Origin of the sequence: Pseudomonas sp. zjy_15, from assembly GCF_043101865.1 — a bacterium.
Lineage (GTDB): Bacteria > Pseudomonadota > Gammaproteobacteria > Pseudomonadales > Pseudomonadaceae > Aquipseudomonas > Aquipseudomonas putida_Y.
The window spans coordinates 1-803 of the sequence record NZ_JBICII010000079.1 but is presented as its reverse complement, the minus strand read 5'-3'; the positions used below and the strand labels follow the sequence as shown (position 1 = coordinate 803).

Below are 803 nucleotides of genomic sequence, written 5' to 3'. Positions count from 1 at the left end.
ATCACCACGGTGATGTGCATGCCCAGACGTACTGCAGTTTCCAGTTCCTGGCTGTTCATCATGAAGCCGCCGTCGCCGCACACCGAGATTACCGGGCGGTCCGGGTGCACCAGGTGCGCAGCCATTGCCGATGGCAGGCCGGCGCCCATGGTCGCCAGGGCGTTGTCCAGCAGCACGGTGTTCGGCTTGTGCGCCTTGTAGTTGCGGGCGAACCAGATCTTGTAGATGCCGTTGTCCAGGGCGACGATGCCTTCGGACGGCAATACACGACGGATGTCTGCGACCATGCGCTGCGGGTAGACCGGGAAGCGGTCATCGTCGGCGCCTTCGGCGATCTGTGCTTCGTTGGCTTCACGGATGGCCATCAGGCGGGTGAAGTCCCAGTGCGAAGTCTCGGTCAAGGCTTCGCCGATTTGCCACACGGCGTTGGCGATGTCACCGATCACTTCCACCTGAGGGAAGTACACGGCATCGACTTCAGCAGAGCGGAAGTTGATGTGGATGACTTCAGTGCCGCCACGGACCATGAAGAACGGTGGCTTCTCGATCACGTCGTGACCGATGTTGACGATCAGGTCGGCAGCTTCGACGGCGCGGTGAACGAAGTCGCCCGACGACAGTGCAGCGTTGCCGAGGAAGCGCGGGTGACGCTCGTCGACCACACCTTTACCCATCTGGGTGGTGATGAACGGGATGCCGGTCTTGTCGATCAGTTGCTTGAGGACCTTGGCGGTCATCTTGCGGTTGGCACCGGCACCGATCACCAGGATCGGGTTACGCGCGTTCTGCAGTTTCTCGACGGC

At 61.5% G+C, this 803-nt stretch carries 1 protein-coding gene; it reads right to left on the bottom strand.

Features of this window, described 5'->3' with window-relative positions:
• Positions 1-803, bottom strand: an 803-nt coding sequence (locus ACF8EF_RS14600) for a thiamine pyrophosphate-dependent enzyme (protein ID WP_392461425.1), incomplete at both ends; no start/stop codon positions are given.